The organism is Rhizobacter sp. P5_A1 (assembly GCF_056400745.1).
The window spans coordinates 258,728-282,665 of sequence record NZ_JBFUKR010000001.1; the positions used below are offsets into that span (position 1 = coordinate 258,728).

The following is a 23,938-nucleotide window of genomic DNA, read 5'->3' on the forward strand; positions in this document are numbered from 1 at the left end:
GGCCGGAGCATCTCGGCTGAACCCGACACGGAGTGCCCGATGCGAGACCTGCCGCTGCCCACCTTTCCGCTCGCCGATCTCGTCGGCGGCGCCAGCCCGCGGAGGTCAGTTCATCGACGCGGACCGCCAGACTCCGGCGCCGCTGCTGACGCGCCTCGCTTCGATGTGGTCTGGGCGCGCGACGAAGAAGAGGTCCGCCAGGCCCAGCAGCTGAGACACCTCGTCTTCGCCGAAGAAATGGGCGCGCGGCTGACGCTGCCGCACGGCGCGCCCGCCGGCCACGATATCGACCTGTTCGATCCGTTCTGTGAGCACCTCCTGGTGCGCGCGCCGGGCGCCGACGGCGACCCCGGCCCGGTGATCGGCACCTACCGCGTGCTGACGCCAGCAAACGCGCGGCGCGTCGGCTGCCTCTACAGCGACAACGAGTTCGACCTGATCCGGCTGCGCCCGCTGCGCGCGCGCATGGTCGAGCTCGGCCGCTCCTGCGTTCATCCGGACTGGCGCTCCGGCGGCGCGATCCTGGCGCTGTGGGGCGCGCTGGCCGAGTTCATGCACCGCAACGATCTGGACACGATGATCGGCTGCGCCAGCGTCAGCATGCGCGACGGCGGGCACTTCGCGGCGAGCCTGTGGACTCGCCTGCGCCAGACGCACCTGGCGCCGATTCACTGGCAGGTCACGCCGCGGCTGGCGTTGCCGGTCGACGAACTGCAGCACAACCTGCCGGTCGACCCGCCGGCGCTGATCAAGGGCTATCTGCGCTGCGGCGCCAAGGTGCTGGGCGCACCGGCGTGGGACCCGGACTTCAACACCGCCGACCTGCCGATGCTGCTGCGCATCGAGGATTTGCCGTCACGCTACCGCAAGCACTTTCTGGGCACCTGATTCGGCGGCTCTCTACTGCCCTTCGCCGAACTTGTCGTCGATCAACGCGAGCAGCGCGGCCAGTGCAGCCCGTTCGTCGGCGCCGGTCACTTCGATCTCGACGATGCTGCCGATGCCGGCGGCCAGCATCATCACGCCCATGATGCTTTTTGCGTTGACGCGGCGGTCGTTGCGCGTCATGAACACATCGCTCTGAAAACTGCCGGCCAGCTTGGTCAGCTTGGCCGAGGCGCGGGCGTGAAGACCCAGCTTATTGCTGATGGTGATGCTTTGCTTGATCATTGCCGCCCGGTTTGAGGGTCTGGTTCTGGGGTTTCGACGTCGCGACCTGCATCACGCCCTGCGTGGCGCCGGCCATCGCGCGCATCACGACGGCCTCGAGCGGCTCGGTCGCATAGCAAAGCGAGCGCCACAGCATCGGCACGTTGACGCCGGCGATCACGCGCACCTGAGTGCCGTCTCCCAGGCGCTGGGCAATGTTGCAGGGGGTCGCGCCGAACACGTCGGTGAAGATCAGCGCTTCGGGGTTGCGCACCCGCGCGAGCATTTCACGGGCGCGGGCCTCGACCTCCTCGATCGGCGTGTCGGGCGATACGTCGAGCGCTTCGAGCAGGCGCGAGCAGTCGGGGAACGTGTGCTCGGCCACCGCCTTCAGCGAGGACGCCAGTGGTGCATGGGCAATGATCATCAATCCGGGCATGGCGACAAATTATCGGCAGTTCAGCCGGGTTGATTGAGTTTCGGGGCGTCGATGGGCTCGGCCCGACACAAAAACCACACATACGAAAAGAGGCAGCACGCTGTCAATAACGCAAAACCGCCGCGGTACGCCGACAAGGTCTCCCATCCGCGGGCGCGCAGCAGGTCGATCGCGAGCCCGATGCCCCATTGCAGCGTGAACACGCCGAGAAAGATCACCAGGTTGTAGGCCGACAGCGCCCGGCCCGCGAGCGCCGTCGGCAGCGCCAGACCGACGGCCGGCTGCGACAGCGAGACCACTGTGCAGCCCGCGCAGAACAATACCCAGACCCACGCGCTGGCGCGTGGGCCGAGGATCAGCGCCAACACCAGGGCCGCGAGGCTCAGCGGCGCGCCGCGCGCGATCAGTGTCTGCGCGGTCCAGCCGCGCGCATACAGGCGCGGCACCACGCTGCCCCAGGCCATGAAGCTCAGCAGCATCGCGATGTTGATGACGAACAGGCCCTGCGCGGCCTGCCGTGCCGTCCAGCCGCAGACCTCGACCAGCCACGGCCCGGCCCACAGCGACTGCACCGCGATCAACCCGCCGTAGTGGAAGAAGCCCATCGGTGCAAGCCGCACGAAGGTCGGATGGCGCCAGATCGCGCCGTAGCCCGCGGCGCCGGGCGGCGGCGGCTTGGCGCCGGTTCGCGACGCGGAATCATCCGCCGGCACAAAGCGCGCGATCGCCAGCATCGACAGCAACATCCAGCCGGCGATCGCCCAGAACAGACCGCGCCAGCCGAGCAGCGGCAGCAGCCACTGCACCGGCAGCGTCGACGCGACCATGCCGACCGAACCCGACATCAGCATCCACGAATTCGCGCGCAGCTGCGCGACCGTGTCGAAGCTGCGTCGGAACGCCGTCAGCGGCGCCATCAGGCAGGCGCTGACGCCGACGCCGATCAGCGCGCGCGCCGCCGCAAGGCCGAGGAAATCGTGCGCCAGCGCGAACGCCGCACTGCCGGTCACGGCCACCGCCAGGAACGCCAGCTGCACGCGCTTCGGGCCATGGCGATCGAGGGCGGTGCCCAGCGGCAGTTGGGTCGTCGCGAAGCCGAGGAAGAACGCGCCGGCCAGCAGGCCGAGGTCACCGGCAGTCAGGCCCAGTTCGGTCGTGAAGATCGGCGCCAGCGTCGCGGTCACACCGCGCGCCAGGGCCGAGATGAAGTAGCTGAATGCGAAGATCAGGAACACCGCGACCGCGGTGCGGGCGCTGAGCGGTTGCGCGCCGGGAAGCGTCGGCGCCTCGCTCATCCCGGGAACTTCAACCCGGCGACGAAGACCTCGACCGCTTGCGGCGCCGGCGATGCGCCAATCACCGTCGCCTGGTAGACCCGCAGCCCGCGCGTGAAGAATGCCGCATGCTCCTGGATCGCGGCACCGTCGGGCAGTCGGCCGGTGACCGACAGGCGCCCGCTCTGCGCGTTCGGCGTCATGCCGCGGACCTGCAGCGGCGCGGCTTGCGGCGCACTGCCACCGACGTTGCCGACGGCGGTCGCTCGCAACTCGGCGAGAGTCGCGCCGAGCTGCGCCGGGTCGGCCACGTCGGCGTAGGCGAGCGCGAAGGTCGCGTCACCCGCGTTGCAGCTCAGCATCTGCATCTGCGTTCGTGCCCCGGCCAGCACGACGGCGCGTGCAAAGCGATCCGGACGGCATGGAAAGCTGACGCTGATCTCGCTGCCCTCGGGCACGAATTCGCGCCAGTCGAGCGCCGGCGCGCAGGCCGCCAGGCACAGGGCGGCGAGTGCCGCGATCGAGCTGGTCGGCTGGGTCATCAAGGCATTATCCCGGCGCGGCGAACGTGGGGGTCTGCTCCACAATCGCCGCCATGACGACCGCTTTGCCGCCCCCCACGCCTGCGCTACCGCTCGCCGGCATCCGCGTGCTCGACCTTTCGCGTGTGCTCGCCGGGCCTTGGTGCACACAGACGCTGGCCGATCTCGGCGCCGACGTGATCAAGGTCGAACGCCCGCCGAGCGAGGGCAGCATCGGCGGCGACGACACCCGCGGCTGGGGCCCGCCGTTCCTGAAGGACGGCGCCGGCGCCGACACCCACGAAGCTGCCTACTACCTTGGCACGAACCGCAACAAGCGCTCGATCACGGTCGACATCGCGCGTCCCGAAGGCCAGGCGCTGATCCGCAAGATCGCGCTGCAGAGCGATGTCTTCGTCGAGAACTACAAGGTCGGCGACATGGCGCGCTACGGCCTCGACTTCGCGAGCCTGCAGGTGCTGAATCCGCGCCTCGTCTACTGCTCGGTCACGGGTTTCGGGCAGACCGGCCCGTACCGCGAACGCGCCGGCTACGACTACGCGATCCAGGGCATGGGCGGGCTGATGAGCGTGACCGGCCCGTCGCGCGCCGAGATCGCCGACGACGCGAGCGGTGGCGGGCCGCAGAAGGTCGGTGTTGCGGTGGCCGACCTGTTCACCGGCATGTACGCGACGACCGCGATCCTGGCCGCGCTGCGCCACCGCGACCTGACCGGCGTCGGCCAAGCGATCGACATGGCGCTGCTCGACACGCAGGTCGCGATGCTCGCGAACCTGGGCGCGAACTATCTGACCACCGGCATCGCGCCACAGCGCGTCGGCAACGCGCACCAGAACATCGTGCCGTACCAGGTCTTCGAGGTCGCCGACGGGCACATGATCGTCGCGGTCGGCAACGACGGCCAGTTCGCGAAGTTCTGCACCGTCATCGGCGCACCCGATCTGGCGACCGACCCGCGCTTCGCCCGCAACGCCGGCCGCGTGCGCCACCGCGCGACGCTCGTGCCGCAACTCGCCGCGCTGATGAAGACGCGCGCCCGGGCCGCCTGGCTCGCGTCGCTCGAGGCCGCGAAAGTGCCCTGCGGCCCGATCAACGACCTGGCCGACGTGTTCGCCGACCCCCAGGTGCGCGAGCGCGAGATGACGGTGCAGATGCCGCACCCACTGGCCGGCAGCGTGCGCCTGGTCGCGAGCCCGATGAAGTTCTCGGCGACGCCGATCCAGTACCGCCGCCCGCCGCCGCTGCTGGGCGAACACACCGACGAGCTGCTGCGCGAGTTCGGATTCGACGCCGCCGACATCGCTGCGCTGCGCGACGCGAAAGCCATCTGACGGTCGGGCCGCGCGGCGGGGCGCCGGCTCGCGGACCGCGAAACGTGAATTTTTCACTCCCTGAGTCCGGGGAAACGGCGCCTCCGGCGCTGGCACGCTGTGCTGGCGGGGCGGACACTCCGCCGCAACGCCTGAGAGCCGGCCCCGATCGGGCCGCTCGGCGACCCATCCAGGAAGCGAGCACCACGTGTCAGAAATTCGCCACACTCCGGCCAGGCCAGGTGCCGCGGCGCGCACGCCGCCCGGCGACGGTTCGGCCGGCGAGGATGAGCGCTGGCACGACCTGGTCGCGCAGATCGGCGCCGAGATCGCCGGGCCGCTGACCGCGGCGCTCGAGCGCATCAACACGCTGACCAGCACCGGCAAGATCGATCGCCAGGGGCTGCGCGCACTGCGCGACGAGGTCGAGGCGGCGCGCCAGGCCGGCATGGTCGGCCAGCAGCTGACGCGCTTCGCCTCCGGCCGGGTGCGTCAGTCGCACGAACGGCTGCAATTGGCCGACGTGCTGAACGGCGTGATCGCTCACCGCACGCGCGAGACCACCGCGCGCGGCATCAGCGTGAATCCTTCGCTGAAGCCGGCCGAAGTGATCGTCGATGCCTCGCTGCTGTTCGGCGTGCTGAACACGACCGTCGACTGGGCGCTCGCGAACGCGCATTCGCAGATCGACTTCGCGATCGACATCAAGACCTGGCCCGCGCACGCCCGCCTGAGCTGCCGCTTCGCGCATCGCCCGATCGACGCGCTCGTCGACGGCGCCAGCGCGACCGCGCCGCGCGGGCTGGATTCGCTGACCTGGCGCCTGCTCGAGCAGACCGCGTGGACGATGGGGCTGATCGTCGAGCGCCGCGACGAAGCCCACCTGACGACGCTGACGCTCGAGTTCCCGCGCACCGCGAGCACCGCGATCGAAGGCGTCAGCACGCTGGAGATCAACGATGGCTTCGCCCCCTCGACGAACTCGCAGCCGCTCGCCGGCAGCCACGTGCTGGTGGTCTCGTCGCGGCGCGAAATGCGCGCGCAGATCCGCGATGCGCTGCGCCAGATGAGCCTGATCATCGACTTCGCCAATTCGGTCGAGGAGGCGGCCGCGTTCTGCCGCGAGGGCCTGCCGCATGCGGTGGTCATCGAATCGATCCAGACCGGCGAGCGCTTCGCGCTGTTCCGCGAGGAGATCACGAAAGAGGTCCCCGACTTCGTCTTCATCGAGATCGTCGAAGAAGGCACGGTCTTCGAGATGTCGGGCTTCAGCGGCACGTCGATGGCGCGTGTCGGGCGCCAGGCGCTGGCCAGCTCGCTGCCGTCGGCGCTGTTGTTCGAGTTGTCGAAGGCGCTCTGAGCTCCGACGCCCTACTTCAGCGAACCGAACACCTTCTGCAGGATTGCACTGCCGCTGCCGATCGGATCGCGGCGGATCTTGCGTTCCTCTTCGCCGATCATCAGGTACAGGCCGTCCAGCGCCTTGCCGGTCACGTACTGCTCGATGTTGGCGTCCTCCTGACGCAGCAGGCCCAGGCCGGCGGCCTTGCCGGCAACCGCGTTGTACTTGCCGGCCAGCGATACCTTCTCGGTCGCCTTCGTGACGATCGGCAGAAAGGTCACCGACAACGGCGCGCGCGTCTTGCCCGCGAAGAATTGCGTCACCGCGTTGTCGCCGCCGGTCAGGATCTGCCTGCCGTCCTCGACGCTCATCGACTTCACCGCGTTGACCAGCAAGCTCTTCGCCTGCGGCACCGCCGCCTCGGCAGCGCGATTCATCGCGGTCACGAGCTCGTCGACGCGCTTTTGCTGGCCGGTGTATTTCAGCAGCTTCGCGGCGTCGTCGAGAAAGCCCGGCAGCGGGATCCGCACCTTCGGGTTGTCCAGAAAGCCGCCGCTCCTGCCGAGGGCGCCGACCGCGACGACCGCACCGCGCTCCAGCGCGGCGCGCACGCCGAGCGCGGCGTCGCTTTCGGTGATGCCGGCCGCGCGAGCCGCTGGCCAGCACGCGAGTGACCCCAGCCCGCCCGCGCAGACGAGACCTGACGTAAACTTTCGGCGCTGCATGAAAGAACTCCCCGTGAAACCTGCCAAATACGCTGCCGCCGCCATTGTCGCCCTCGCCGTCGGTGTCGGCGGTTACCTGGCGTACGAGACGCTGAACGGCGGCGCGATGGCACCGAACGTCGCCTACACCCTGCTTGACGGCCGCCAGTCGACGACCGAGCAGCTGCGCGGCAAGGTCGTGCTGGTGAACTTCTGGGCCACCGACTGCACGACCTGCGTGAAGGAAATGCCCCACATCGTCGCGACGCACGAGAAGTACAAGGCGCGCGGCTACGAGACGCTCGCGGTCGCGATGAGCTACGACCCGCCGGCGTACGTGATCAACTTCGCCGAGACGCGCAAGCTGCCGTTCGGCGTCGCGATCGACAACACCGGCGCGATCGCGAAGAGCTTCGGCCAGGTCCAGCTGACGCCCACCAGCGTGCTGATCGACAAGCACGGCCAGATCGTCAAGCGCTATGTCGGCGAGCCCGACTTCGTCGCGCTGCACCAGCTGGTCGAGAAGCTGCTGGCCGAGACCTGATCCCGCGGCCGTTCAGCCACGCGGCCAGAAGTACCAGACGAACCAGATCGCCAGCGCGATGAACACCGCGCGGATCGGGTTCGTGCCGCGACTGAACAGCGACGACCAGTCGGATTCGTCGCCCGCGCGGCCGCGCTGAGCGGCATCCGCCTCCATTTCTGCAACCCAGGCGCGGCGCCGAGGGATATCGGTACCCAGCGCGTCGAGCCGACGTTTGACCACCTCCGGCCCGGGCTTGGCAGCGTGCGCGCGCAGCGCCGGCGCGAGTTCGTTGACGCGCGCGTGCACCTCGGCCAGGCGGCTCACCGCCAACGTGGCGCGGCACTGCGGGCACGACACGGCCTGGCCCGGCGGCAACGCCGCGCCGCACGCGCCGCATTGCAATGCGGCCCGCTGCGGATCGGCGCCGTGCACCGCGTGCGGCGCGAGCGCGCCCTCGGGATCGAGCGCGCGTGCCAGCCGCGCGACATCGAGCAGGCTCGGCACCGAGCGGCAATGCAGGCACTCCGCATCGTCGCGGCCGATCGGCGCGCCGCAGTTGACGCAGTCGATGCGGCCGGCGTCGGCCAGCAGCCGGCCGCGATCGATCGGCGACATCGGCCGCAGCAGCCCCTTCTCGTGCAGGAATTGCGCGAACGACTGGTAGGCGCCGTGCCGGGTCAGGCACTCGAGCTGCAGCGAACGGCCCCAGCGCGTCTGGTTGTGGACCGTCTTCAGCGCGCCGCCGCAGCGCGGGCAGCCGGCCTCGGGCCGCAGCACCTCGTGCGCCAGGCGCTGGGCCTGCGCCATCTGGCCGATCAGCGTGAGCAGCGCCTGGCCGCCGAGGCGCGCGGTCTCGGTCGTGTCGAACCAGACCAGGTGACAGCCCGCGCACAGGTCGAGCTCGACCGGCAGGCCATAGTGGCTGGGCAGCGTGAGGCGCTGCATCGGCTCGCGGCAATTGCCACAGGGAAGCAACGCCTCGACGAACGGCGCCCGGACCACGGACATCGCGTCGTGCCGCCCGGCCAGGCGCTCAGGCGGCCGCGCTGGGTGCGAGCCCGGCCGCTTCGGCCTGCTTGTCGGCGTGGTAGCTCGAACGCACCATCGCCCCGACCGCGGCGTGCGTGAAACCCATCGTCGCGGCCTCGCGCTCGAACATCTTGAAGGTGTCCGGGTGCACATAGCGCCGCACCGGCAGGTGGTGTCCGCTCGGCGCGAGGTACTGGCCGATCGTCAGCATCTCGATGCCGTGTGCGCGCATGTCGCGCATCACCTGCAGGATCTCGTCGTCGGTTTCGCCGAGGCCGACCATCAGCCCGCTCTTGGTTGGCACGTGCGGCGCGAATTCCTTGAAGCGCTTCAGCAGGTTCAGCGAGTACGCGTAGTCGGAACCCGGGCGAGCCTCCTTGTACAGGCGCGGCGCAGTCTCGAGGTTGTGGTTCATCACGTCGGGCGGTGCGGCCTTCAGGATCTCGAGCGCGCGGTCCATCCGGCCGCGGAAGTCGGGCGTCAGGATCTCGATCTGGGTCTGCGGCGAGAGCTCGCGCACCTGGCGGATGCACTCGACGAAGTGGCCGGCGCCGCCGTCGCGAAGGTCGTCGCGGTCGACGCTGGTGATCACGACATAGCGCAGCTTCAGCGCCGCGATCGTCTTCGCGAGGTTCGCGGGCTCGTCGGCATCGAGCGGGTCGGGTCGGCCGTGGCCGACATCGCAGAACGGGCAGCGTCGCGTGCACTTGTCGCCCATGATCATGAAGGTCGCAGTGCCCTTGCCGAAGCACTCGCCGATGTTCGGGCACGAGGCTTCTTCGCAGACGGTGTGCAGCTTGTGCTCGCGCAGGACGTTCTTGATCTCGTAGAAGCGCGTGCTCGGCGACCCGGCCTTGACGCGGATCCAGTCGGGCTTCTTCAGGGTTTCCGCCGGCACGATCTTGATCGGGATGCGCGCGGTCTTGGCCTGCGACTTCTGCTTCGCGGTGGGGTCGTAGGCGTCGGCCGGGGCGGCGTCGCGGGTCACGTTCGGGGTGCTCATGGGCGCTTTCTGATCAGGGGCTCAGGCCGTCCGCGAGCCGGTGGCCGAGGACATCGGCCACCTCGTCGATCGAGGCCGGAACGCCGATTGTAGAAAGGTCGACCGTGCGCAGCCCGGCATAGCCGCAGGGGTTGATGCCGGCGAAGGGTTGCAGGTCCATCGCGACGTTCAGCGCGACGCCGTGGTAAGTGCAATGCCGGCTGACCTTGATGCCCAGCGCGGCGATCTTGCCGAGGCCTGCGAACGGGTCGGCACTCGGCCCGGTCGGTGTCGCATGGCCGAACGGGTCGGCGAGATTCACGTAGATGCCCGGTGCGCCGCCGACGCGATGGCCGGTGACGCCGAAGTGCGCCAGCGTGCGCAGCACCGCCTGCTCGATCCGGAACACATACTCCTTGACGTAGATGTTCAGACGCCGCAGGTCGATCAGCGGATACGCGACGACCTGCCCCGGGCCGTGGTACGTGACCTGCCCGCCGCGGTTCGCCTGCACGACCGGGATGCCGCGTGCCTCGAGCACGTGCTCGGGCCTGCCCGCGAGGCCCTGCGTGTAGACCGGCGGATGCTCGCAGAGCCAGATCTCGTCCGGCGTGTCGGGCGTGCGCGCGTCAGTGAACGCGCGCATCGCGGTCAGCGTCGGCTCGTAGTCGACCGTGCCGAGCCGATGCAGCGCCGCGATGCCGCTCACAGCACCATCTTGACCATTGGATGCGTGCTCAGCGTGCGGTACAGCTCGTCGAGCTGTTCGCGGCTCGTCGCGGTGACGGTGACGGTCACCCCGAGGTATTTGTCGCCTTTGCTCGCGCGCAACTCGACGGTCGCGGCGTCGAAGCTCGGGTCGAAGCGCTCGGCGATCGTCGTGATCGCGTGCACGAAGCCGTCGACGTTCAGGCCCATCACCTTGATGGGGAATTTCGACGGGTACTCGATCAGCGACTGCTCGGGCGGGATGTCTTGCATGAGGGTGTCGGTGGGCATGTCGCCGAAGATGAGGCCGCGTCGCCGGACTTCCAGGCAGTGTCGCGGGCCACTCAGATCGACTGCGTCGCCTTCGCGCGCTGGTACGCCTCGAACAGCCGCGCATAAACCGGCCCGGGCTTGCCGCGCAGCGCGCCGTGGCCGACCGGTTCGCCGTCGAGCGAGGTGACCGGCAGGATCTCCTTGGTCGCCGAACTCAGCAGCAGCTCGTCGGCCGACAGCACATCGGCCTCGGCGATCGGCCGCAGGTTGTAGGCGATGCCGACCTCCTCGCAGAGCTCGCGGATCAGCTCGTAGCGAATACCTTCGAGCACGAGTTCGCTCTTCGGCGGGCCGAGCAGCGCACCCTCGTGCACGATCCAGACGTTGCTCGCCGCCGCCTCGGTCAGAAAGCCGTTGCGAAACATGACGGTCTCGATCGCGCCCTTGTCGGCCGACATCTGCCGCGCCAGCACGTTGCCGAGCAGCGAGATGCTCTTGATGTCGCCGCGCTCCCAGCGGAAGTCGCGCGCGGTGACGCAGGCCACGCCGGCGTGGCGCTGCTCGGGCGTCGCGGGCTTCATCACGCTGCACATCATGAACACGGTCGGCGCGATGTCGGCCGGCATCACGTGGTCGCGCAGCGCGACGCCACGGGTCAGCTGGATGTAGACCAGCTGGTCGCCCGGCCCGCCCTTCTCGGCCAGCGCCGCGAGCAGCTTGCGGCAGCGTTCGAGCCACTCCTCGCGCGTGTGCGGGTTCGCGATGCGCAGCTTCGCGAGGCTGCGGTTCAGGCGCGCCAGATGTTCGTCGAAGCGGAACAGCTTGCCGCGGTACGCCGGCACGACCTCGTAGATGCCGTCGCCGAAGACGAAGCCGCGGTCGAGAACCGACACCTTCGCGTCGCAGAGCCGAACGTAATCGCCGTTCAGGTAGCACAGGGTGTCGGGCAGGTTCTGCATGGCGGCAACTCCGGATTGAAAGCGAAGACTACTACTTGATCCACAGTCGCAGGGCGTCCCAGGCCCGGCCGAAGATGCCGGCCTGCTCGATCGATTCCTGCACGACCAGTGGCACGTCGACCACCGGGGCGCCCGACGCGGTCGCGACCTTGATCGTGCCGACGCGCTGGCCCTTCGCGAGCGGCGCGACGAGCGGATCGGTGCGCTCGACCTTGGTCTGCAGCTTGCCGCCCTCGCCCTTCGGGATGCTGACGAACAGGCCGCCGCTGGCGCCGAGCTTCGCCTCGGGGGCCTTGCCCTTCCAGACCGGCACCGTGACGATGGCCTTGCCGTCGTCGAACAGGCGGATCGTGTCGAAGGCCTGGAAGCCCCAGTTCAGCAGCTTCTGGCTCTCACTGGCGCGCGCCTCCATCGACGTGGTGTTCAGCACCACGGTCAGGATGCGACGCTTGCCCGGACCCTTGCCGTCAGGGCTCAGGTTCGGGAATTCGCGCTGCGCGGTCGCGATCAGGCAGTAGCCAGCCGCCTCGGTGTAGCCGGTCTTCAGACCATCGACGCTCGGGTCGCGGCGCAGCAGCAGGTTGCGGTTCGGCTGGTTGATATTGTTGTACTTGTATTCCTTGATCGCGTAGTACGCGAAGAATTCGGGGTAGTCGCGGATGATGTGCGCGGCGATCACCGACAGATCGCGCGCGCTGCTGTGGTGGCCGGCCTCGCTCAGCCCGGTGACGTTCTTGAACACGGTGTTCTTCAGGCCGAAGGCCTGCGCCTGGCGGTTCATCATCGCGACGAACTGGTCGAGCGTGCCGCCGACCGCCTCGGCCAGCACGACCGCGGCATCGTTGCCCGACTGCACGATCTCCCCCTTCAGCAGCTCTTCGACGGTCGGCGTCATCGTGGTGTCGATGAACATCAGCGAGCCGCCGGACTTGCGCTCGTCCCATGCGCGCTTCGAGACCGGCAGCTTCTGCTCGAGCGTCAGCTTCTTGTCGTGGATCGCGGTGAAGACCACGTACAGGCTCATCAGCTTCGTCAGCGACGCGGGATCGGACGGCGCGTCGGCATTGCGCTCGGCGAGCGTCTGGTTGCTGGTCAGGTCGACGACGAGAAAGCTCTTGGCCGCGACTTCGGGAGGCTGCGGCGCCTGGGCCGACGCGGCGGCCGCGAACGCGAGCGACACGATGAAAGCGGAAACGGGAGCGAAGAGACGATTCATTGGAATACCGGTGATGGAAATGGAAGGCGCCGGGGCATGCGGCCCGTGCGCGTCGGTCAGAGGGGTAGGCGCGGCTGCAGCTCGCGCACGACGGTGTTTTTGAGCAGGCCCAGCTGCCCGTGGAAGAAGTGCCCGACGCCGGGAAACACGATGACCGGCAGCGTTTGCGGCCGCGCCCAGGCCAGCGTCGCGGCGAGCGGCACGACATCGTCGGTCTCGCCGTGGATCACGACGCTGTCGGCCGGCACGTTCGCCATCGGCTGCTTCAGCGTCGACGGGCCGACCAGCACCATGCGCTGCGGCTTCGCGCCATCGGGCAAGCGCGCCGCGGCGTGCGACGCGACGTAGGCGCCGAATGAAAACCCGGCCAGCATGAAAGGCGCATCGGCTGCGCGCGTCGCGGCGATCACCGCGAGCGCGTCGTCGACTTCGCCGGCCCCATCGTCCCAGGCACCGGCCGAGCCGCCGATGCCGCGGAAGTTGAAGCGCACGCTGCGCCAGCCGAGCTGCACGAACGCGCGCGCGAGTGTCTGCACGACCTTGTTGTCCATCGTGCCGCCGAACTGCGGATGCGGATGGCACACCACCGCGACGCCGAGCGGCGCGCCGTCCGGCGCGTCGATCGCGCACTCGATCGGCCCGGCGGGGCCGGCCACGGTCTGGCGCACGGTGTTCGAGTTCATGCGCGCACTCCGCTCAACGGCCCACGTTCGGCGGCAGCAGCAGGCGCTCGACGACCTTGCCCTGCTTCAGGTGCGAATCGACGATCTCGTCGATGTCGGCGGTGTCGACGAAGGTGTACCAGACCGCGTCGGGGTACACGACCGCGACCGGCCCGCCGGCGCAGCGGTCCAGGCACCCCGCCTTGTTGACGCGCACACCGCCCGGCCCCGCCATCTGCTCGCCCTTCACGCGCTTCTTGCAATGGTCGAAGCCGGTCTGCGCACCGAGGCGGGCGCAGGAATCCTCGCCCTCGTCGCGCTCGTTCAGGCAAAAGAAGATGTGCCGCTGGTAATAGCTCATCACGGCATTTTAGGAGGCGCGCTCGGCGCGGCCTCGCCGGGCACACCGAGGCGCGCCAGCAGGTAGACGATCGCCGCATACGGCCAGAGCCAGCCGACCCAGCGCGCGACGCCGTAGAAGCGAATGAAGCGCCCCTGCTCCCAGCCCTGCAGGCTCTGCGCGAAGAACGGATCGGACGGCGCCTGCGCGACGACGATCACCAGCGCGGTCAGCGCGACGAGCCCGAGACCGGCCGCCGCGCGCGGCGGCAACAGGCTCAGCGGCACGGCCAGCGCGATCGCGAACGCGAGCGCCGCCAGCGCCTGTGGCGTGCTCCAGGCCAGCAGATGCTGCGGACCGAAATTCAGCGCGGTCGACAGCGTCGTCGTGAGCACGCCGAACGCGGCGGCGCCCAACACCAGCACGAGGCGCCGCCAGCCCGGGCGCGCGACCGTGAACGCCACCAGGCAAGGCGCGAGCAGGCCGAGCGCGATCAGCGCGAATTCGCCGCCCGGCGACAGCACATCGCGGTTCAGTTCGGCATCGGCCCAGTCTTCGACCCAGGGCCCGACCGAGGTGCCGGCGAGCAGGTTCGCGATGGCTTGCTGCAGCTTCGCGAGCACCTGCCCCTGCGCGAGCGGCACCGGCAGCGGGAACAGCATGCCGACCGGCCACAGCAGCAGCAACGCGAGCCCGCCGGCACTGCGGCCGATGAACCAGCGATCGCGCGCCGTCTGCCAGCGCTCGACGCCGCCGCGCACATGGATCCAGAAGCCCAGCGCCGCGCCGATCAGCGTGCCGAGCGCATTCAGGCCCAGGTCGACGTTCGACGCGACGCGGTGCGGCAGAAAGTTCTGCAAGAACTCCATCAGCAGCGACCACGCCGTCCCGATCGCGAGTGCCAGCAGCAGCGCCGGCTTCGCGCGCCCACCGCTGCGCACGATCGCGCCGAACGCGAGCGCCCCGAGCGGGACATAGCCGAGCAGGTTCGCGACCAGGTCGAACCAGGTCCAGTAGCGCGGCCATGGCAGGGCCAGGAACGCGAGCGGCGAGACGCCCGGCGTCTTCCAGGGCACGAACGGATACAGGCTCGCGTAGGCGATCAGCGCGGCATACAACCAGGCCAGCGGCGTGGCGGAACTGCGGTGGCGCGGCATGACCTGTGGTGAGCCGGTCGGGTTCAGAACGGCTTCACGACCACCAGCACGACGATCACGGTGAACAGCAGCACCGCCGATTCGTTGAAGATGCGAAACCAGCGCTCGCTGCGCTGGTTCTCGAAGCGCTCGAAGCGGCGCAGCAGCGAGCGGCAGATGTGGTGGTAGCCGAGCGCGAGCACGACGAAGAACAGTTTCGCGTGCAGCCAGGCTCCGGTGATCCCGTAGCCCAGCCAGAGCCACAACCCCAGGCCGAGCGCCGGGATCATCAGCAGGCTGCCGAAGCGGTAGAGCTTGCGCGCCATCAGCAACAGGCGCTCGCGTTCGGCGTGGCTGTCGGCCGGCACCTGCGCGAGGTTCACGAACAGCCGCGGCAGGTAGAACAGCGCGGCGAACCAGCTCGCGACGAAGACGATGTGGAAGGCTTTGATCCAGGGCATCGGGGCATTATGGACGGGGCTGTTTTCGCGACGCCGCGCGCCCCGAGCCGCACCGGACCAAAAGAAAGCCCCGGCCTCGGCCGGGGCTTGAAATGCCTTCACGCTGTCATCACGGTCGGGCACCTGCTCAGGGAGGAAAAGCAGGGAATGACGACCTTGCGGCTATCATTCGATTCCTACTTTAGCAGATGCCGTGCGCTTTGCTACAGCCGTGTGACCCCCGGCAAATACTTGGTTTCAATATCAAAGATTTGCAAAGAGGCCACCTGCGGCGCGGGCCGCGCACCCTCCTCGGACGCGCCCATGCACTCCCCCGCTTCCTTCCCTGCGAACCGCCCGCGCCGCCTGCGCCGCGATGCCTTCACGCGCGATCTCGTGCGCGAACACCGGCTGCATCCATCCGACCTGATCCTGCCGGTGTTCGTGCTCGCCGGCCGAGACACCGTGCAGGACGTGAGCTCGATGCCCGGCGTGCAGCGCATGACGCTCGATCGCCTGCTGCCGGTCGCCGAAGAGTGCGTGCGGCTCGGCATCCCGGTGCTCGCGCTGTTCCCGGTCATCGAGCCATCGCTGAAGACTGCCGACGGGCGCGAGGCGCTGAACCCGGAAGGCCTGGTCCCGACCGTCGTGCGCGAACTGAAGAAGCGCTTCCCCGAGCTCGGCGTGATGACCGACGTCGCGCTCGACCCGTTCACTTCGCACGGCCAGGATGGCCTGCTCGATCCGAGCGGCTACATCCTGAACGACGAGACCGTCGCGGTGCTGACGGACCAGGCGCTGACGCAGGCGCAGGCCGGTGTCGACATCGTCGCGCCGAGCGACATGATGGACGGCAGGATCGGTGCGATCCGCCAGGCGCTCGAAGCGAACGGCCGCGTCCACACCCGCATCATGGCGTACAGCGCCAAGTACGCGAGCGCGTTCTACGGCCCGTTCCGCGACGCGGTGGGCTCGGCCGCGAACCTCGGCAAGAGCGACAAGAAGGTCTACCAGATGGACCCGGGCAACAGCGACGAGGCGCTGCGCGAGGTCGCACTCGATCTCGCCGAGGGCGCCGACATGGTGATGGTCAAGCCCGGCATGCCCTACCTGGACATCGTGCGCCGCGTGAAGGAGGAGTTCCGCGTGCCGACCTTTGCCTACCAGGTCAGCGGCGAGTACGCGATGCTGAAGGCCGCCGCGCTGAACGGCTGGCTCGACCACGACGCGGTGATGATGGAAAGCCTGCTCGCGTTCAAGCGCGCCGGTGCCGATGGCGTGCTGACCTACTTCGCACTCGACGCGGCGCGGCGCCTGCGGAACAGCGAGCGCAACTCGTGACCGTCGCCGGGGTGTCGGCATAGTGCGCATCTTCCACATCCAGGGCGACCAGTTCAGCGAGCTGCAGACGCTGCCCGACGCGGCGCCGGCCTCCGGTTATCTCTGGATCGGCATCGCGCGCGCCGAGTTCGAATCGAAGGTCGGCATGCTGCAGGGCGGGCTGCAGCGCTGGAGCGGCGGGCAGCTCGTCGACCTGCACATCTCCGACCTGCTGAACCCGCAGCTGACCTCGCACTTCGACTACACCTCGTGGTACGACCTGCTGGTGTTCCGCCGGCTCGCCGCCGTGGCCGCCGGCGACGAGCCTGGCGGTGCACCGGCGGCACTGACGCGCATCGACACCAGCCCGGTCGGCTTCGCGGTCTTCGACCGCGTGCTGCTGACGGTGCACCCGGCCGATTGCATGGTGCGCGAATACTTCGCGAACCGGCTGCAGCAGCAGACCCCCGGGGGCGACATGCGCAACAGCGCGCGCGTTCCCCCCAGCCCGGCCGACATGGCGCTGCGCATGGTCAACTACATCGTCGACAGCTACCTCGACCTGCGCCGGTTGCTGACCAGGCAACTCGACCAGCTGCAGCAGGAACTGTTCAGCCCGAATGCCAGCTACAGCAGCTGGAAACTGCTGCTCGACTCGCGCAACAGCCTGCACCTGCTCGAAGACACCTGCGAAGACCAGCGCGCCGCGATCACCGAGTGGATCGACGCATTCGACGAGCTGCCGCCCGAGGGCGACCCGCCGGTGCTGCGCGAACGCGAGCTGCTGCGCGTGCGCGCACGCGACGTGCTCGAGCACATCGAGCGCGTGCTGACGCACGTGCGGCGGCTCGAGTCGTCGGCCGAGAACGCGGTGCAGATGCACTTCTCGGCGCAGAGCAACCGCACCAACGAGATCATGCGCACGCTGACCGTGTTGACCGCGATCTTTCTGCCGCTGAACCTGGTCACCGGCTTCTTCGGCATGAACTTCGAAGGGCTGCCGCTGATCCACAGCGCGAAGGGCTTCTGGTGGACCTTCGGCTTCATGCTGCTGATCGGCTGCGCGCTGAGCTGGTACTTCTGGCGCAAGCGCTACCTGAGCCGCCCACCGCCGCACTGATCCCTCAGGGCTGGCCGAGGAAGAAGTACGCGGCCTGGTTGCCGCCGTCGCCGCGCCCGTACGCGATGTAGACCGGGCCGAGCGGCGTGTCGAACGCGAAGTACACCGCGTTGCCGCGGCGCAGCGACGAGCGCGTCGCGCCGGCCACCGAATCGCCGATGCGCCCGGCCTCGAGCGAGACGCCGACATACGCACCGTCGAGCAGACCCGGCGCACTGACGCGGTAGTTGTAGACGAGCCGGCCGAAGGTCATCTCGCGCCCGACCAGTTCGCCGGTCCGGTAGCCCGACAGCTGCAGAAACCCGCCGAGGCTGAACAGCTCGTACTGCGGCAACGCGTCGCTGCCGAGGCTCTTCGCGCCGCGCAAGTGCAGCTGCAGCGAGTGCGCCCCGCTCGCGAACGCGGTGCTCGCGCTCGCCGAGAGCTTCGTGTAGTCATCGGTCGCGCCCAGGCGCTGGCGCGACGCATAGAGCTGCACGTCGGCCTCGTAGCCGGCCCGCGGGAAGCGCAGGTTGTCGAGCGTGTCGATGCGCAGCCGCGCGGTCAGGCCGGCCATGTCGGTGTCGGGCAGCACCAGCGCGGCGGGCAGCGCCGCGGTGTCGTTGTACAGCTTCAGGCGCCCGCGCGAGACGCCAAGCCGGAACTCGCCAATGTTGCCGAGCGGCGTGCCCAGGTCGAACCCGCCGCCGTAGGTGCCGCGCCGGTAGCGCGCGAGCCGCTCGCCGTTGTCGTAGACGTCGAAGGGCTCGCGCGTCAGCTCCGCATGCACGGCGACGAACAAGCGCTGCGCCGGTGTCAGCGGCTGGTAGAACTCGGTCGCGAGCCGGTCGGCGTGACCGATCTGCACATCGTTGCGCCACTCGCCGCCCAGGCTGTTGAGCCAGGTCGCGCGGTGCGTGCCGACCAGCGTGAAGAACGAGTCGCCGCGCAGGTCCGACGACAGGCCGAGGCCGAAGCGCAGGTAGTTCGGGCCCCACGACTTCTCGACCACGTCGGCGGTCAGCACGCGGCCGACGGCGGGGTCGCTGGTCAGCGCGTAGCTGACGCGCTCGAAGTCGCCGCGCGCATAGATGCGCTTGACGTCCTCGTCGGCGATGCGCGGATCGAATTCACCGCCGGGTTGGGTGCGGATCGCCGCGGCGATCACCTCGGGGTTCACGCGCTGCGCGCCGGTGACGCGCACCGCGTCGATGCGGCCCGGCGTTTCGGCCGGCTCGCGCACCAGCGCGCTGTGCCACTGCCGATACGCGTCGGCATCGACGGCATAGCGTGCCAGCTGCGCCGCCACCTCGCGGGCTGCCTTTTCGCCGGCGCTCGCGGCCTCGGCGAGGCGGTCGAAGTCGCCGGTCTCGACGTTGCCGAGGTCGGGCGTGACGAGCACGTCGTCGGGCCGCAACTCGGCCAGCGACCGATTGACGTTGGTGTTGGTCAGGATGCGCGAGATCTGGTCGGACACGGTGAAGATGCCGGTGATCTCGCTGCGCCTGCGCAGCGGCGTGCCGATGTTGATCGCGATGATCACGTCGGCGCCCATCGCGCGCGCGACGTCTACCGGCAGGTTGCGGCTCAGGCCGCCGTCGACCAGCAGCCGGCCGTCGAGCTCGACCGGATCGAGGGCGGCGGGAATCGCCATGCTCGCGCGCACCGCGACCGCGAGGTTGCCGTGGTCGATCACGACCATCTCGGAACTGCTCAGGTCGGTTGCGACGGCGCGGAACGGGATCGGCAGCCGATCGAAGTTGTCGCTGCGCTGGCGTGCGGTGAGCTGGCGCAGCACCGCCTCGATCGACACGCCGGCGACCACGCCCTTCGGCAGCGCGATGCCGCCGTCGCGCAGGCCGATCTCGGGGCCGACGTAGTTGGTCGCGTCGTTGACCTTGCTGCGCAGCGGCGTCTCGCCGCGGTTCACGTCGCGGAACAGCATCTCGGTGCGCAGCGCGCTCATTTCGCGTGCGATCACCGGCAGCGGCAGGCCGCTCGCATACGACGCCGCGACGATCGCGCCGGCGCTGGTGCCGACGATCACGTCGACCGGCACCTGCAGTTCCTCGAGCACCTTCAGCACGCCCAGGTGCGCGCCGCCGCGCGCGCCGCCGCCGGAGAGCACGAGCCCGATGCGCGGCCGCGCCGGCATCGGCGCGCTGGTGGATGCCGTGGCGGCGGCCGCGCTGGCCGGCGCGACCGGCGCCGTCTGTGCCGACGCATCGAACACGACGCTCGTCGCGGCGCACAGGATCAGCAGCGCATCATGGCGCCACCTGCGCCGCAGACTCATTTCGCGTACGGGTCGGCGAAGCCGAGCACGTGCATCAGCTCGGTCTCGCGCGCTTCCATCGCGCGCGCCTCGTCGGCGTCTTCATGGTCGTAGCCCTGCGCGTGCAGCGTGCCGTGCACCAGCAGGTGCGCGTAGTGCGCCTCGAGCGCGATGCCGAGCTCGCGCGCCTCGCGCTGCAGCACCGGTGCGCACAGCACGAGATCGGCCGCGACGACCGGCTCGGTGCCGTAGTCGAAGGTCAGCACGTTGGTCGCGTAGTCCTTCGCGCGGTACTCGCGATTCAGCGCCCGGCCTTCGTCGGCGCCGACGATGCGCACGGTGATCTCGCCGGGCGCTTCGAGCGCCGCGCGAATCCAGCGCGCGACCTTGTGGCGCGTGACGATCGCGCGATCGCTCGGATCGGCGAACTGCAGCGACAGCGTGAGCGGCGGGCGCGCGGCCTTCACCTTACGCATCGTCGAGCCGCGCCGCGTCGTAGGCCTCGACGATGCGTGCGACCAGCGGGTGGCGCACGACATCGGACGAGGTGAAGTGCGTCGTCGCGATGCCGCGCACGCGGCGCAGCACGCGCTCGGCGTCGATCAGTCCGCTCTCGGTGCCGCGCGGCAGATCGATCTGGCTCACGTCGCCGTTGACGACGACCTTGCTGCCGAAGCCTATGCGCGTCAGAAACATCTTCATCTGCTCGGAGGTGCTGTTCTGCGCTTCGTCGAGGATCACGAACGCGTGATTCAGCGTGCGCCCGCGCATGAACGCGAGCGGCGCGATCTCGAGCGTGCCCTTCTCGAACGCCCGGACGACCTTGTCGACGCCCATCAGGTCGTAGAGCGCGTCGTAGAGCGGGCGCAGGTACGGGTCGACCTTCTGGGCCAGGTCGCCGGGCAGGAAGCCGAGCCGCTCGCCGGCCTCGACCGCGGGCCGCGTCAAGATGACGCGCTGCACCGCGCTGCGCTCGAGCGCGTCGACCGCGCAGGCGACCGCGAGGAAGGTCTTGCCGGTGCCGGCCGGGCCGATGCCGAAGGTGATGTCGTGCGCGAGGATGTTGCGCAGGTAGGTGAGCTGGTTCGGCGTGCGCCCGGTCAGGTCGGCGCGCCGGGTGCGCAGCGTCGGCGCGCCGGCGCCATCGTCGTGGTCCGCCTTGGGCGCGGCGTCGCGGGCGCCGACCTGCACCAGCGCGAGCTGCAGCGCCTCGGCGCTGATCGGCCGCTGCGACTGCTCGTACAGCGCCAGCAGCAGGTTCATCGCGTGCTCGGCGTTCGCCTTGCGGCCTTCGATGCGGAAGAACTCGTTGCGCCGCGAGACGCTCACGTCGAGCAGGCGCTCGATGCTGCGCAGGTGCTCGTCGACGCTGCCGCACAGGTGAGCGAGCCGGGTGTTGTCGCGCGGTTCGAAAGAGTGGCGAAGGATCAAGGCGAGCGGGGCGTCGGGTCGGAGCTCCGGATTGTCGCCGCAGCGGGGCCGGCCAGCGTGGCGTTGTCGGCATCGCGGGCCGATTCGGCGTTGCCGGCGGTGCTGCGGCGCGGGGCCCATCCGTCACAATCCGCCTCGATGTTCAAGCCCCTCGATCTCCACGCCGCGGCCGGGTCCATCGCCCGATGCACTGTCGTCGTGGGGTTCGCGTGGCTCGTCGGGCTGGCGCTCGCCGGGGCGGCTCGCGCCGCCGACGAGCCGGGCGTGCTGCGCGTCGACAAGGCGCTGGCAGTGCAGTCGGTCACGCGGCCGGGTGGGGTCGCGCAGATCGCGCAGCCGGTACGGCTGCCCGACGACTGGGCCGTCACGCGGCCGCGCTTCGAGGGCAGCGTCTGGTACCGCACCGGCTTCGACCGGCCGGCCGGTGTCGACTCGCACGAACTGATGGCGCTGTACATCGAGCGCGTCTGCAGCAACCTCGAGCTGTACCTGAACGGCCAGCGCATCTTCAGCGGCGGCCGCATGGGCGAGCCGGTGACGCGCAACTGCCACTATCCGCAGCTGGTCGCGCTGCCGGCGGCTCTGCTGCAAGAGCGCGGCAACACGCTCGACGTGCAGGTGCAGGGCCACGCGCTGCAACGCGTGGCGTCGCGCCAGCGCGCCGGCGGGCTGTCGGCGATCCTGGTCGGGCCGCAGGCGGTGCTCGCACGCGCCTACGACGAGCGGATGTTCTGGAACGTCACCTCGGTCCAGATCGCGAACCTCGCGCTCGCGGTGCTCGGCTGCGTGATGATCGGCCTGGGCTGGATGAACCGGCGCGAGGCCTACCTCGGCTACTTCGGGTGGCTGTGTCTTGCGTGGGGGCTGCTGTCGGCGCGCGTCTGGTGGCGCGAGATGCCGTGGGACACCGGCGTGATGGAGTTCCTGTTCTGCACCGGCTTCGCACCGGTGGTCGCGCTGGCGGTGCAGTTCCTGCTCAGCTACGCCGGACTGCGCTCGCGCTGGATCGAAAACGCGCTGGCCGCACAGTGGGTGCTGCTGCCGGCGACGCTGTTGCTGGCCGGCCCGGGCCGGCTCTTCATGCTGGCCAGCGTCTGGTACGGCGTGCTCGCCTCCGAGCTCGCGGCCGCGGTCACGCTGTACCTGTTCCTGACCTGGCGCGGCAAGCGCCACGAGTTCTGGTCGATGACCGCGCTGCTCGGCGGGATCACGGTGCTGCTCGGCGTGCAGCTCGCGAGCGAGTACGGGCTGCTGCCGCAGCCGGCCGTACCGCTGCTGCAGTTCGCGGTGCCGGTGCTGTTCGTCGCGTTGGCGGTGCGGCTGCTGCAGGTCTTCGCGCGCGCGCTGCGCGCCGCCGAGGACGGCCGCGACAACCTCGAAAGCCGCGTCCAGGAGATCACCGCCGAGATCGAGCGCAACTTCGCGCAGCTCGCCGAACTGCGCGTCGAGCAGGTCACCGAGAAGGAGCGCAAGCGCATCGCCGGCGACCTGCACGACGACCTCGGCGCGAAGCTGCTGACGATCGTGCACACCAGTGAATCCGAACGCATCTCGACGCTCGCACGCGAGGCGCTCGAGGAGATGCGGCTCTCGGTGCGCGGCCTGACCGGCAAGCCGATGCGCCTGGCCGATGCGCTCGCCGACTGGCGCGCCGAGACCGTCTCGCGCCTCGGGCAGGCCAACATCGAGGCCGATTGGCGCGGCCCGACCGAAGAGATCGAGGAGCTGCTGCCGGCACGCGGCTTCGTGCAGACCACGCGCATCCTGCGCGAGGCGGTCAGCAACATCATCAAGCACAGCGGCGCGTCGCACTGCAAGGTGCGCTGCGCGATCAGCGACCGCCAGTTCGGGCTGACGGTGCAGGACAACGGCAAGGGCATCCCGATGGAGCTCGACGGCAAGCTCGACCGCGGCCATGGCATGTCCAGCATGAAGAACCGCGCGAAGCAGATGCAGGGGCAGTGTCTGGTCGAGTCCGGCCCCGGCTATGGCACTGTGATAAGGCTCACGGTTCCGCTGTGAGCGAGGCGGCCCGGCGGCACCGCCGGCTGGTAGCATGAAAACAGGCCCCGTCCGCCTGCCCGCCGTCGGGCCCCGACGACCCACCGAGGCGCCACCATGACCAACATCCTGCTGCTCGAAGACCTGCCCGAGATCCGCTCCTGGCTCAAGGTGCTGGTCAAGGGCGTGTTCCCCGATGCGCAGATCCACGAGTCCGCACGCGTGCACGACGCGCTCGGCCTCGTCAGCGCGGTCAAATTCAACCTTGCGCTGTGCGACCTCGGCTTGCCCGACGGCTCGGGCGTCGACGTGGTCGCGGCGCTGCGCGAGGCGCAGCCCGAGTGCCAGTCGGTCGTCGTGACGATCCACGACGACGACGACCACCTGTTTCCTGCGCTGCAGGCGGGCGCGTTCGGCTACCTGCTGAAGGAGCAGGCCCGCGAGCTGATCGCCGAGCAGCTGAAGCGCATGAGCCAGGGCGAGCCGCCGCTGTCACCGTCGATCGCGCGCCGCGTGATCTCGCACTTCGCGGCGCAGACGCGCCCGCAGGAGCGGCCGCAGAACATGCCGCATGTCGCGCTGACCGATCGCGAGAACGAAGTGCTGCTGCGCGTCGCAAAGGGCTACACGCTGCCCGAGATCGGCGTGCAACTGAACCTGTCGCGCCACACGATCGCCGACTACGTGAAGCAGATCTACCGCAAGCTGAACGTCAGCTCGCGTGCCGAAGCGGCGCTCGAAGCGCAACGCCTCGGGCTGTTCCGCCGGGCCTGATGTCATG

Annotated in this window: 26 protein-coding genes; 8 read left to right on the top strand and 18 right to left on the bottom strand. The window is 69.5% G+C overall.

The window, feature by feature from the left end; translation table 11 throughout:
* Positions 1–39 precede the first annotated feature (39 nt).
* A complete protein-coding gene (locus AC1DTW_RS01230) occupies positions 40–888 on the top strand; it encodes a GNAT family N-acetyltransferase (RefSeq protein WP_477978275.1) in 849 nt (282 codons plus the stop codon).
* 12 nt (positions 889–900) lie between these two features.
* On the opposite strand, the gene AC1DTW_RS01235 is transcribed toward AC1DTW_RS01230, so the two are convergent.
* The 4 genes from AC1DTW_RS01235 to AC1DTW_RS01250 are packed head-to-tail and all read right to left on the bottom strand — an operon-like array spanning position 901 to position 3,404.
* On the bottom strand, positions 901–1,170 hold the full coding sequence (locus tag AC1DTW_RS01235) for an HPr family phosphocarrier protein (protein ID WP_477978277.1): 270 nt from the start codon (positions 1,168–1,170) through the stop codon (positions 901–903).
* Positions 1,139–1,588, bottom strand: a complete 450-nt coding sequence (locus AC1DTW_RS01240) for a PTS sugar transporter subunit IIA (RefSeq protein ID WP_477978279.1) — start codon at positions 1,586–1,588, stop codon at positions 1,139–1,141. Before AC1DTW_RS01240 ends, AC1DTW_RS01235 begins: the two co-directional genes overlap by 32 nt.
* Positions 1,589–1,608: 20 nt before the next feature.
* Complete coding sequence (locus tag AC1DTW_RS01245) at positions 1,609–2,883, bottom strand: MFS transporter (protein WP_477978281.1); 1,275 nt, start codon at positions 2,881–2,883, stop codon at positions 1,609–1,611.
* Positions 2,880–3,404, bottom strand: a complete 525-nt coding sequence (locus tag AC1DTW_RS01250; RefSeq protein ID WP_477978283.1) for a hypothetical protein — start codon at positions 3,402–3,404, stop codon at positions 2,880–2,882. Before AC1DTW_RS01250 ends, AC1DTW_RS01245 begins: the two co-directional genes overlap by 4 nt.
* A 53-nt stretch (positions 3,405–3,457) precedes the next feature.
* On the opposite strand from AC1DTW_RS01250, the gene AC1DTW_RS01255 reads away from it, so the two are divergent.
* Together AC1DTW_RS01255 and AC1DTW_RS01260 are read left to right on the top strand one after the other, a co-directional pair.
* The gene (locus tag AC1DTW_RS01255; protein WP_477978284.1) at positions 3,458–4,735 is read left to right on the top strand and encodes a CaiB/BaiF CoA transferase family protein; all 1,278 of its coding nucleotides are present in this window, start codon (positions 3,458–3,460) and stop codon (positions 4,733–4,735) included.
* Positions 4,736–4,922: 187 nt separating this feature from the next.
* Positions 4,923–6,074, top strand: a complete 1,152-nt coding sequence (locus AC1DTW_RS01260; protein ID WP_477978286.1) for a hypothetical protein — start codon at positions 4,923–4,925, stop codon at positions 6,072–6,074.
* 11 nt (positions 6,075–6,085) lie between these two features.
* Here AC1DTW_RS01260 and AC1DTW_RS01265 read toward each other — a convergent pair whose 3' ends face one another.
* A complete protein-coding gene (locus tag AC1DTW_RS01265; protein ID WP_477978288.1) occupies positions 6,086–6,781 on the bottom strand; it encodes a DUF4197 domain-containing protein in 696 nt (231 codons plus the stop codon).
* A 13-nt stretch (positions 6,782–6,794) separates the two neighbouring features.
* Between AC1DTW_RS01265 and AC1DTW_RS01270 the strand changes: the two genes are divergently transcribed.
* The gene (locus AC1DTW_RS01270; protein ID WP_477978290.1) at positions 6,795–7,304 is read left to right on the top strand and encodes a TlpA disulfide reductase family protein; all 510 of its coding nucleotides are present in this window, start codon (positions 6,795–6,797) and stop codon (positions 7,302–7,304) included.
* Between the two features lie 12 nt (positions 7,305–7,316).
* Here AC1DTW_RS01270 and AC1DTW_RS01275 read toward each other — a convergent pair whose 3' ends face one another.
* The 10 genes from AC1DTW_RS01275 to AC1DTW_RS01320 form a co-directional block, all read right to left on the bottom strand.
* On the bottom strand, positions 7,317–8,294 hold the full coding sequence (locus tag AC1DTW_RS01275; RefSeq protein ID WP_477978292.1) for a TFIIB-type zinc ribbon-containing protein: 978 nt from the start codon (positions 8,292–8,294) through the stop codon (positions 7,317–7,319).
* 25 nt (positions 8,295–8,319) lie between these two features.
* Positions 8,320–9,318, bottom strand: a complete 999-nt coding sequence (gene lipA / locus AC1DTW_RS01280) for a lipoyl synthase (protein ID WP_477978294.1) — start codon at positions 9,316–9,318, stop codon at positions 8,320–8,322.
* A gap of 13 nt (positions 9,319–9,331) precedes the next feature.
* A complete protein-coding gene (gene lipB / locus AC1DTW_RS01285) occupies positions 9,332–10,006 on the bottom strand; it encodes a lipoyl(octanoyl) transferase LipB (protein WP_477978296.1) in 675 nt (224 codons plus the stop codon).
* Positions 10,003–10,278 carry a YbeD family protein gene (locus tag AC1DTW_RS01290; protein WP_477978298.1) on the bottom strand — a complete coding sequence of 92 codons (276 nt, stop codon included), beginning with the start codon at positions 10,276–10,278 and terminating at the stop codon, positions 10,003–10,005. Before AC1DTW_RS01290 ends, lipB begins: the two co-directional genes overlap by 4 nt.
* 71 nt (positions 10,279–10,349) lie before the next feature.
* Positions 10,350–11,237 (bottom strand): D-amino acid aminotransferase, encoded by an 888-nt coding sequence (locus AC1DTW_RS01295; protein WP_477978300.1) that lies wholly within the window; start codon positions 11,235–11,237, stop codon positions 10,350–10,352.
* A 31-nt stretch (positions 11,238–11,268) separates the two neighbouring features.
* Positions 11,269–12,453 carry a D-alanyl-D-alanine carboxypeptidase family protein gene (locus AC1DTW_RS01300; RefSeq protein ID WP_477978302.1) on the bottom strand — a complete coding sequence of 395 codons (1,185 nt, stop codon included), beginning with the start codon at positions 12,451–12,453 and terminating at the stop codon, positions 11,269–11,271.
* 56 nt (positions 12,454–12,509) lie between these two features.
* A complete protein-coding gene (locus AC1DTW_RS01305; protein ID WP_477978304.1) occupies positions 12,510–13,136 on the bottom strand; it encodes an alpha/beta hydrolase in 627 nt (208 codons plus the stop codon).
* A 13-nt stretch (positions 13,137–13,149) separates the two neighbouring features.
* A complete protein-coding gene (locus AC1DTW_RS01310) occupies positions 13,150–13,476 on the bottom strand; it encodes a (2Fe-2S) ferredoxin domain-containing protein (protein WP_477978306.1) in 327 nt (108 codons plus the stop codon).
* Positions 13,476–14,612 (bottom strand): VanZ family protein, encoded by a 1,137-nt coding sequence (locus AC1DTW_RS01315; protein ID WP_477978308.1) that lies wholly within the window; start codon positions 14,610–14,612, stop codon positions 13,476–13,478. Before AC1DTW_RS01315 ends, AC1DTW_RS01310 begins: the two co-directional genes overlap by 1 nt.
* A 23-nt stretch (positions 14,613–14,635) precedes the next feature.
* The gene (locus AC1DTW_RS01320) at positions 14,636–15,052 is read right to left on the bottom strand and encodes a CopD family protein (RefSeq protein WP_477978310.1); all 417 of its coding nucleotides are present in this window, start codon (positions 15,050–15,052) and stop codon (positions 14,636–14,638) included.
* A 303-nt stretch (positions 15,053–15,355) separates the two neighbouring features.
* On the opposite strand from AC1DTW_RS01320, the gene hemB reads away from it, so the two are divergent.
* Both hemB and AC1DTW_RS01330 read left to right on the top strand, forming a co-directional pair.
* Complete coding sequence (gene hemB / locus AC1DTW_RS01325) at positions 15,356–16,372, top strand: porphobilinogen synthase (protein WP_477978312.1); 1,017 nt, start codon at positions 15,356–15,358, stop codon at positions 16,370–16,372.
* A 22-nt stretch (positions 16,373–16,394) separates the two neighbouring features.
* Positions 16,395–17,471, top strand: coding sequence for a magnesium transporter CorA family protein (locus AC1DTW_RS01330; RefSeq protein WP_477978314.1), 1,077 nt, complete (start codon positions 16,395–16,397; stop codon positions 17,469–17,471).
* Positions 17,472–17,475: 4 nt separating this feature from the next.
* On the opposite strand, the gene AC1DTW_RS01335 is transcribed toward AC1DTW_RS01330, so the two are convergent.
* The 3 genes from AC1DTW_RS01335 to AC1DTW_RS01345 are packed head-to-tail and all read right to left on the bottom strand — an operon-like array spanning position 17,476 to position 21,156.
* On the bottom strand, positions 17,476–19,746 hold the full coding sequence (locus AC1DTW_RS01335) for a patatin-like phospholipase family protein (protein ID WP_477978316.1): 2,271 nt from the start codon (positions 19,744–19,746) through the stop codon (positions 17,476–17,478).
* Positions 19,743–20,201, bottom strand: a complete 459-nt coding sequence (gene ybeY / locus AC1DTW_RS01340; protein ID WP_477978318.1) for an rRNA maturation RNase YbeY — start codon at positions 20,199–20,201, stop codon at positions 19,743–19,745. Before ybeY ends, AC1DTW_RS01335 begins: the two co-directional genes overlap by 4 nt.
* Positions 20,194–21,156 carry a PhoH family protein gene (locus AC1DTW_RS01345; protein WP_477978320.1) on the bottom strand — a complete coding sequence of 321 codons (963 nt, stop codon included), beginning with the start codon at positions 21,154–21,156 and terminating at the stop codon, positions 20,194–20,196. Before AC1DTW_RS01345 ends, ybeY begins: the two co-directional genes overlap by 8 nt.
* 138 nt (positions 21,157–21,294) lie before the next feature.
* Here AC1DTW_RS01345 and AC1DTW_RS01350 point away from each other — a divergent pair, with 138 nt between their 5' ends.
* Together AC1DTW_RS01350 and AC1DTW_RS01355 are read left to right on the top strand one after the other, a co-directional pair.
* Positions 21,295–23,178, top strand: a complete 1,884-nt coding sequence (locus AC1DTW_RS01350) for a sensor histidine kinase (RefSeq protein WP_477978322.1) — start codon at positions 21,295–21,297, stop codon at positions 23,176–23,178.
* Positions 23,179–23,274: 96 nt separating this feature from the next.
* The gene (locus AC1DTW_RS01355) at positions 23,275–23,931 is read left to right on the top strand and encodes a response regulator (protein ID WP_477978324.1); all 657 of its coding nucleotides are present in this window, start codon (positions 23,275–23,277) and stop codon (positions 23,929–23,931) included.
* Positions 23,932–23,938: the final 7 nt, after the last annotated feature.